Annotated in this window: 6 protein-coding genes; all 6 read right to left on the reverse strand. The window is 53.3% G+C overall.

Translation table 11 applies throughout. The features are described 5' to 3' along the window. The coding region (locus V6D20_07535) for a molybdopterin-dependent oxidoreductase (protein HEY9815635.1) at window positions 1-1,742 on the reverse strand (1,742 nt) is incomplete at its 3' end. Window positions 1,743-1,870: 128 nt separating this feature from the next. After that, window positions 1,871-2,710 (reverse strand): nitrate ABC transporter ATP-binding protein, encoded by an 840-nt coding sequence (locus V6D20_07540; protein HEY9815636.1) that lies wholly within the window; start codon window positions 2,708-2,710, stop codon window positions 1,871-1,873. 88 nt (window positions 2,711-2,798) lie between these two features. Next, complete coding sequence (locus V6D20_07545; GenBank protein ID HEY9815637.1) at window positions 2,799-4,802, reverse strand: nitrate ABC transporter ATP-binding protein; 2,004 nt, start codon at window positions 4,800-4,802, stop codon at window positions 2,799-2,801. 146 nt (window positions 4,803-4,948) lie between these two features. Further along, window positions 4,949-5,794, reverse strand: coding sequence for a nitrate ABC transporter permease (gene ntrB, locus V6D20_07550; protein ID HEY9815638.1), 846 nt, complete (start codon window positions 5,792-5,794; stop codon window positions 4,949-4,951). A gap of 123 nt (window positions 5,795-5,917) precedes the next feature. Next, a complete protein-coding gene (locus tag V6D20_07555) occupies window positions 5,918-7,225 on the reverse strand; it encodes a CmpA/NrtA family ABC transporter substrate-binding protein (GenBank protein ID HEY9815639.1) in 1,308 nt (435 codons plus the stop codon). Window positions 7,226-7,344: 119 nt separating this feature from the next. Then, entirely contained in the window at window positions 7,345-8,901 is a 1,557-nt protein-coding gene (locus V6D20_07560) for a ferredoxin--nitrite reductase (protein HEY9815640.1), read from the reverse strand. Between the last annotated feature and the right edge of the window lie 396 nt (window positions 8,902-9,297).

Raw genomic sequence — 9,297 nt, forward strand, 5'->3', positions numbered from 1 at the left:
GGATAGTCAGGATCGCTGGGTTCTGACAGACCACGGGCATGAACTGCCATAAATCGAGCCCGGCCGTCGGGAGTAGGAAAATGCCGATCGGTATAGAGGCGGCGATCGCTTTTCTGCCAGTCGGTGGATTGCTGGGAATAGGGCCATTGCACGGGCCCTTGCTCCAGTAGGCGATCGTGGCTGATGCCGGTCATATCACAAAGGCGATCGCCGGTGAGTTGCACAAATTCGGCATAAACCTCAGCCGAGGTTGCCCAGGAAAATTGCTGCTCAAATCCTAGACGGCGACCCACCTCGGCAAAAATTTCCCAATCGGCCTTGGCTTCGCCCACCGGACAGCGCACAGCCGTACAAAGGGTGACCCGGCGCTCGGAGTTGGTCATGGTACCCGTTTTTTCGCCCCATTGGGCCGCTGGTAGGAGCACATGGGCGTAGGCTGCCGTTTCCGTCGGGTAGTAGGCATCTTGGTATACCGTGAAGGGCGATCGCCTCAAGGCGGCATGGGTGCGTTTCAGGTCAGGCATACTCACCGCAAGGTTAGTCGCCGCAACCCAAAGCATCTTCACCGCGCCGCTTTCCAGCCCTCGAATCATCTCCCAGGCAGAGCGGCCCGGGGTGGGAGACATCTGCCCTTCCGGCAACTGCCAATACTGTTCAACCTGGCGACGATGCTCTGGATTCTTCACCGAGCGGTAGCCAGGCAACAGGTGCGATAGGCCACCGGCTTCTCGTCCCCCCATAGCGTTGGGCTGCCCCGTCAGCGAGAAGGGGCCGGTACCCGGTTTGCCAATGTTGCCGGTCATCAAGTGTAGGTTAATCAGGCTGCCGACCTTAGCCGTACCCTCAGCATACTGGTTCAGCCCCATCGACCAGAGCGACAGCACCCGTTTCGCCTGCCCCCAGTAGTCAGCCGCTTGCTGGAGATCGTCCAAAGGAATGCCGCAGGTGGCTGCTACGCGTTCAGGCGGATAATGGCGTAAGACGTCGGCATATTGAGAAAAGCCGCTGGTGCATTCATCGATAAACGACACGTCTAGATCGCCGCGCTGCAGCAGCAGATGGGCGATGCCGTGCATTAGGTCAATATCGGTACCGGGGCGAATGGCTAGATGCAGATCCGCCACCTCAGCGGTGGGGGTGCGGCGCGGATCAACCACAATCAACTTGACATGCTCGTTGCGCTTGTGGTGTTTGCGCAGGCGGTTGAAGACAATCGGGTGGCATTCGGCGGTGTTGGTGCCAATCAAAAAAGCACAGTCGGTTTCCTCTAAATCCTCATAGCAACAGGGCGGGCCATCCGATCCCAAACTGTAGGTATAGCCCGCCACAGCAGAGGACATACAGAGTCGCGAATTAGCATCAAAATTGTTGGTCCCCAAACAGCCCTTGATCAGCTTCTGGGCCGCGTAGTAGTCCTCAGTGTGGAACTGTCCCGACCCATACATACAAATAGCATCACTGCCGACCGTGCACTGCAGGGTTTGGATGTGATCGACGATGCGCTGGTAGGCATCATCCCAACTGACGCGCCGGAATGGCTGATCCAAGGACTCGCGCATCATCGGGTAGAGCAAGCGATCGCGATCCAAGGACTCCGCCACCGTCGCCCCTTTTACGCATACCTGCCCCAAGCTAGACGGATGGGAGCGATCGCCCCTCACCTTACCCACTCCCTCACCGCTAGGCGACGGCACCACCTCTAGGCCGCAGCCCACGCCGCAGTAGGGACATAACGTTTTCACACAATCTGCCACCTGTGATTCTCTCCGTTCTGCCAACGACCTAGTTTTCTGGAAACATACCCGATCTGGGAACAGTCGGCAGGAGTCAACACCTGCTAACTCCAACCGACCATCTCTTCCCCGAGGGGCTATTCCGTATCATCGTGGGCATAACGACGATAGAGGAAGTCGAGGGCGTGGTTGCGCAACTCATAGTATGCCGGCGCTTCCATCAAACGGCCGCGATCGCGAGGGCGTTCGAAGGGAATATCCAAAACCTCACCAATCCGGGCGGCGGGGCCATTGGTCATCATTACCAAGCGATCGCCCAAGAACAGCGCTTCATCAATATCGTGGGTGATCATCAACACGGTGGTGCGATGGGCATGCCAAATTTTCAGCAGCTCTTCCTGCAGTTCTTCGCGGGTAATCGGATCCAGTGCGCCAAAGGGTTCATCCAAGATCAGCACCTTTGGACGCAGAGCCAAGGCTCGGGCAATACAAACCCGCTGCTTCATACCGCCAGAAAGGGCGCTAGGCTTCTTGTTGGCCGCCTCATCGAGACCCACCATGGCTAGATGCTCATGGACAATCTGAGATTTTTCTGCCTTAGATTTATCTGGAAAGACAGAATCGACGCCTAGATAAATATTTTCATAGGCGGTTAGCCAAGGCAGGAGAGAGTAGTTTTGAAACACCACCATGCGATCGGGGCCCGGTTCGGTGATCGGCTGATCTTGTAACCGCACCTCCCCCGAGGATGGCGTCAGAAAACCTGCCACCATATCCAGCAGAGTAGATTTACCACAGCCGGAATGGCCAATGAGACAAACAAACTCCCCTTCCTTCACCGTTAGATCGATACCATCCAGAACTACGTAAGGGCCATTGGCCGTCGGATAGATTTTGGTGATCTTATCCAAGACCAAATAGGGTTCTGTTTGTTGAGAAGGGTTGGAACTGCGAACCGCGCTGTCTAACATTTGCATGAGGATTGAAGGATTAAGGGCTGAAGAACACTAGAGAGCTGGAGGAGCATGGATAGAACCCATCCCTCCAGCCTGGTAAACAGAACGTCTAGGACACTGACGTTAGTTGATCTAAGGCGATCTCTTCGATGTTTACGTCACGCTTGATAGCAAAACTCTTGAGGTAGTCGATGGGGTTATCGGGGTCAAAGGTTGATTCATCAAACAGATGCAGTGGATTGCGATCGCGCCCAATATCCAGCAGTCCTACCTCACGGGCAGCCTGGCCAAACACATCAATGCGACGGGTGCGATCGAGCACTTCGATCCAGTTGCGAGGGAAAGGTACAATTCCCCAGCGGGCCATTTGGGTCAGCGTCCACAGGGCTTCCACTTCGTCAGGATAGTTAGTTTTCCGCACCGAAAACTGGTTGTAATTCAAAATCAGTTGGGGATCCTCGCCCATGCCGCGATCGTAGGGATCCAGGAAGCCAGGACGGATATGCATCGGGTCTGCACCGACATAGTCCGGTTGGCTCAACAACTCTAGAATTTCTTCGCGATTGCGGCGATCGTCGCAATAGTCGCAGGCTTCCAGCAGCGCCTTCACCAACGCCAGATGAGTTTCCGGGTAGCGGTTGGCCCAATCTTCCCGCACACCCAGCACCTTCTCGGTATGCTCGGGCAAAATTTCCGAGTCTACCTGAATGGCATACCCCAGCCCTTCCTGAATAGCGCGGGAGTTCCAAGGTTCTCCAGCGGAATAGCCATCAATATTGCCGGTCTTCAAATTTGAAATCATCTGCGCCGGCGGAATGACCACTAGTCCCACATCGCGATCAGGATCAATGCCGCCAGAGGCTAGCCAATAGCGCAGCATCAGGTTATGCATGGAGGAGCCATGAACCACCCCTAAGGTATGGGTGCGATCGGGGGTGCGGGCGATCGCTTCCCTGAAGTCGCTGAGCGTGCGCACGCCTTCATCCAAGAAGGACTTGCCCAAAATAATGGCGTTGCCGTTGCGAGACAGGGTCATGGCCGTCACCACCGGTAGGCGCGGCTGACCGTTCATCCCCAGGGTCAACCCCAAGGGCATACCCGCCACCATCTGAGCCGCATCCAGACGACCGCTGCCAATACCCTCTGCGATCGCTTTCCAGCTCGGTTCACGGTTCAGGGTCACCTGGGTGAGGCCATGCTTCTCAAAAAAGCCCTTTTCTTTAGCCACCACTAGGGGAGCACAGTCAGTGAGGGGAATGAAGCCTAGGTCGAGGTTGACCTTTTCTAGTCCATTGGACGCGATCGCCACCGCTGGCTGAGCCCGGCGCTGCTTGGCCCGCTTTTGCTGGTTAAGGAAATAGACAATTTCACCGCGCAGACTGTAGTAGTTGGGATGATTGACTACATCCATACGGCTGCGGGGACGGGGGAAGGGCACCTCAATCATCTGCCCGATATGCGCTTCCGGGCCATTGGTCAGCAGCACCACCCGATCCGACAGCAGCAGCGCTTCATCAACGTCGTGGGTGACCATGACGCAGGTGACCTGACTCTCTTCACAGATGCGCATCAACTGTTCCTGCAAGCCGCCCCGCGTCAGAGCATCTAGGGCACCAAAGGGTTCATCCAACAAGAGCAATTTCGGACGAATCGCCAATGCGCGGGCGATCGCCACCCGTTGCTTCATACCGCCAGAAATTTGGGTGGGGCGCTTATCCGATGCCGCCCGTAAGCCCACTAGATCAATATGATGTTCGACAATGCCTCGCCGTTCACCCTTGGGCAAGTGGCTCATCACCTCATCTACCGCCAAGGCAATGTTCTCGCGAACCGTCAGCCAGGGTAAGAGGGAATAGTTTTGGAAGACCACCATGCGATCGGGGCCCGGCGAGGTCACCTGCCGTCCTTCGAGGATGACGCCACCTTGGCTGGGTTGATCAAGACCCGCCAGGATATTCAGCAGAGTAGACTTGCCGCAGCCCGAATGCCCCACCAGGGAGACAAACTCCCCTTTTTGGATCTTCAGTTCAATATTTTTGAGGGCGATGTATTGCCCACCGTCTGGCAGGGAAAAGGTGCGATCGACGTGGTCAATTTCAACGAAAATAGACATGGTTGATACTCGGCCTCAGCCATAGAGAAACGGTTGAATACGCAAAGCTTCGTGGTACTGGAGATATAAGCTTGAGAACAACTAGCTTTACCGTTCGTGGAATCTGAACCACTGAGAACAGCCAGATCCATCAAACAGGCGATCGCCTAGCTTTTCTGCTCTTCAGGAACAACTAGCTTACTGAGGTAGGTGATGAATTTATCCAGCAAGAGTCCTACAATCCCCACATAGATAATCGCGATGATAATGTCGCTGACCCGAGAGCTGTTCCAAGCGTCCCAGATAAAGAAACCAATACCAACGCCACCAATCAGCATCTCTGCGGCAATAATGGCGAGCCAGGAAAGACCAATGCCAATTTTCAGCCCGGTAAAAATATAGGGAACGGTGGACGGAAAGAGCACCTTGAAAAAGTAGGTGGTGCGGCTCAGGCGCAAAACCCGAGAGACGTTGTTGTAGTCTTGGGGAATTTGCAGCACTCCTTCCGTTGTGTTGATAATAATCGGCCAGATAGCGGTAATAAAGATGACAAAAATTGCCGAGGGATTAGCCTGCTGGAATCCGGCCAAGGAAATCGGCAGCCAGGCCAAGGGCGGAACGGTTCTCAGTACCTGGAAAATTGGATCCAGGGCTTGATACATTAACTTATTAGTGCCTACCAGAATGCCTAGCCCAATGCCCACCACAGCCGCTAGGGAAAAGCCTAGAGCAACCCGCTGCAAACTGGTCAGAATCTGCCAAAACAGACCTTTATCAATCCCGCCATTGTCAAAGAAGGGATCGACAATTAACTCCCAGGTATCTTCTAACGTGCGAACCGGACTGGGAAGATTGGCATCTGGACTCATGGTTAACAGTTGCCACACAACCAAAAAGATCACCACGGCGATCGCTGGGGGAATCAAGTCCTTGACTCGTTTATAGGCCCACTGCAGCAGCGGTTGAAAAGCAAATTTAGATCGTCGTCGCTTCATGCTTACAGGTGCGGTCATCTCAGATACCTCTCGAAGTTAAAACACGTTGGGTAGAACTAGGCGTCGGAATCCAAACTCAAACCAATGGCTGATAAAGAAGCAGCCCCTAGAACGATGCGATCGCCCTAGGGGGCTGAAGAGCTACACTCGTTTAATGGCTAGGCTATCAAGGTAAGCCTGCGGATCGGCTGGATCAAATTGAATGCCGTCAAAGAAAGTTTCAACACCACGAGAAGGATCAGCAGGAATCGCTGCTTCTTGTCCAATAGCGATCGCCGCTTCCCGCCATAGATCTTCACGGTTTACGGCATCAACCATGGCAGTGATGTCGGTATCTGGCGGTAGGTAGCCCCAGCGAATATTTTCGGTGAGGAACCAGACATCATGACTCTTGTAAGGATAAGACGCATTATCTTCCCAATATTTCTGCATCAGATCGGGTTGATCGAGCACCTTACCTGTACCGTAGTCAAATGTACCCACGGAGCGATCGATGATGTCATCATAGGGCACGTTAAACCAGGCCCGCTTGGACAAGATTTGACACATCTCTTCTTTATTTTCTGCCTGGCTACACCAAATTTGGGCTTCTAAGGTAGCCTTCAGCAAAGCCTTAGCGGCATTGGGGTTTTGATCCACCCAGTCGGCTCTCATACCGAATGCCTTTTCTGGGTGATCTTTCCAGAGTTCACCCGTGGTGAGGGCATTATAGCCAATCTCCTGGTTCACCGTTTGCAAGGGCCAAGGTTCTCCCACACAGAAAGCATCCATGTTGCCTACTTTCACATTAGCGACCATTTGCGGAGGTGGCACCACGATGGTGGAGACATCATTATCGGGATCAATACCGCCTGCTGCTAGCCAATAGCGGATCCACAGATCGTGGGTACCGCCAGGGAAGGTCATGGCTGCTTTAACTTCTTGTCCCGCTGCTTTCCGTTCAGCAAAGACCTCTTTCAGCGGGCTACTATCTACACCAACTTCCAAGTCGAGATAGTCATTGGATAAACAAATCCCCTGACCATTCACATTCAAACGAGCCAGGATATACATGGGAACCTTGCGCCCGTCGGTGACAATACCTTCAGAAATCAGGTAAGGCATAGGGGTGAGAATATGGGCTCCGTCAATGCCGCCGCCTTCAGACCCCAGCACCAGGTTGTCACGGGTAGTGCCCCAGGATGCCTGCTTTTCAACCGATACCTCGGTCATGCCGTATTTAGCAAAGAAACCTTTTTCCTGGGCAATGATCAGGGGAGCCGAGTCGGTGAGGGCAATGAAGCCTAGTTTTGCCGCAGTTACTTCTGGCGCATCAGCCGGATCGATATCTACTGCCTCGACCGTCGAAGTGTCGCTATCGGATCCAGATGAGCAAGCGTTAAGAAGAAATGTACCCGCAGCCGTAGCGCTAGCGGTCAAAATAAACTTGCGTCTAGAAAGTCGAGTCATGGGCGGTTTCCTGATCCTTCGTTATCAAATAATGGAAATAGAACTATCGAGCAAGGGCGATCGCCTTCTGCCCGATCACTGAAAAAGCCTGATGCGCTGAGCTGCCTAGAACAGAGCGGCTAGGCAGACACCTTAGGTTGCGCACCAAAGGTATCCATCAGAATCTTCGTCAACACAGACTTGAGGTCTTCACAGGGAATTCCTTTCATCACACAGGTACCAAGGTGGGCATCCTTACCCACTTTGCCACCCATGTAAATATCAACACCATCAACTGCCTTACCGTTTTTCCGAGCTTTCGTGCCCATCAAACCGATCTCTGCAACCTGCGGTTGACCGCAGGAGTTGGGGCACCCCGTCCAGTGCATCCGCACCGACTTGGGAATCTCTAGCTCAGCCTCTAGCTCCTGCACCAGAGCAACAGCTCGGCTTTTGGTTTCAATCAGAGCAAAGTTACAGAACTGGGCTCCGGTGCAAGAGACCAGCGATCGCATCAGGGGAGTTGGATTCACCGAAAAGCGATCGCTCAATAGAGGTTCAGCTAAGCAAGCCTCCAGGCGAGAATCAGGGATATGGGGAATGATGACATTCTGCTCCACCGTGAGGCGCAGTTCCCCAGTTCCATAGACCTCTGCCAAGCGAGCCAGCTCATTCATATCTGAGGCATAGAGCCGACCCACAGGGATATGAATACCCAGGTAGTTGAAACCAGCTTGGGCTTGGGGATAGACGCCAATATGGTCGCGCTTATCCCAGTCCAATTCATCCTTAGGCGCAGCCGGAGCCAGCGATCGCCCCATGCGCTCCTCCACCGCAGTCCGGAATCGCTCTAGCCCCCAATCATCAATCAGCCACATGAGCCGAGACTTTTGACGATTGGCCCGCAGACCGTGATCTCGGTATACCTCCAAAATGGCACGGCATACCGCCACCACATCCTCCGGCGAGACCCAAGCATTGAGGGGAATTGCCGCCTCACAGCGCTTGGCAGAGAAAAACCCTCCCACCAAAACATTGAAGCCCAATACCCCATCCCGGTAGGCTGGCACACAGGCAATATCATTAATCTCAGCATGAACCGAGTTATCTCGCCCCCCTTCAATCGCAATATTGAACTTACGGGGAAGGTTGGTGAACTCTGGATTTCCCTGGCCTCGATCGGTGATCATATCCTGAACCTGCTGCACCAAGTCCCGAGTATCAATCAACTCATGGGCATCAATGCCAGAAACAGGTGATCCGGTGATATTGCGCACATTATCCATACCCGACTGTACGGAGGTGAGTCCAGCCGCTTCAAGCTGCTCAAAGATACCTGGAATATCTTCCAAGCAAATCCCGCGAAGCTGGATATTTTGACGGGTGGTAATATCCCCACTGCCGTCATCTCCATAGCGTTGAATAATCGCGCCTAAGAGCCGAAACTGCTGACTCGTAATCAGCCCGTGGGGCATCCGTAGTCGCAGCATAAACTTGCCTGGCGTGACTGGACGGAAGAACACACCCAGCCACTTGAGCCGATGATCGCGATCGGTTTTATCCATCGCTTCCCAGCCAAGCTGAGCAAAATGCCCTAATTCTGATTTGACAGCCAAACCATCTTTTTCGGCCTTCAGCTTCTCAAATTTGTTCAGTGTGACCGTCTCCTGGACGGATGTGTTGATGACGTTGGTCACAACGTTGCCCTCGTAAATAACACCAAACGGACGCCAATGGCGATCGGTGTAACGTTTTTTGTCTAATCACAGACAAATCGGTCAAGACTGCCGTACTCTGAGTAGTGCACTGCATAAAATGTCCCTGTCTCAGTAGCGTTAGCAAGCAGTCAAGCATCTAAGACCTGAGCCCAAAGCTCTGTCCCTTCAGTTAAAAATGCTGGCATGATCACTGGATAGACAACATAACGCTAAGCAGATGTACGACAAGTGCCTCCCTCAAAAACAAGTAAATAGTTAAGAACTAAATTAGGTACCGCCATACTATTTAGACTAGAGAAAGACTAAACGTTGGTGATGACGTTGTAGATAGGTTAAGGGCAGAGCCAAACAAGTTTCGTAACCTTAACTACATTT

It is taken from the genome of Candidatus Obscuribacterales bacterium, from assembly GCA_036703605.1.
GTDB lineage: Bacteria > Cyanobacteriota > Cyanobacteriia > RECH01 > RECH01 > RECH01.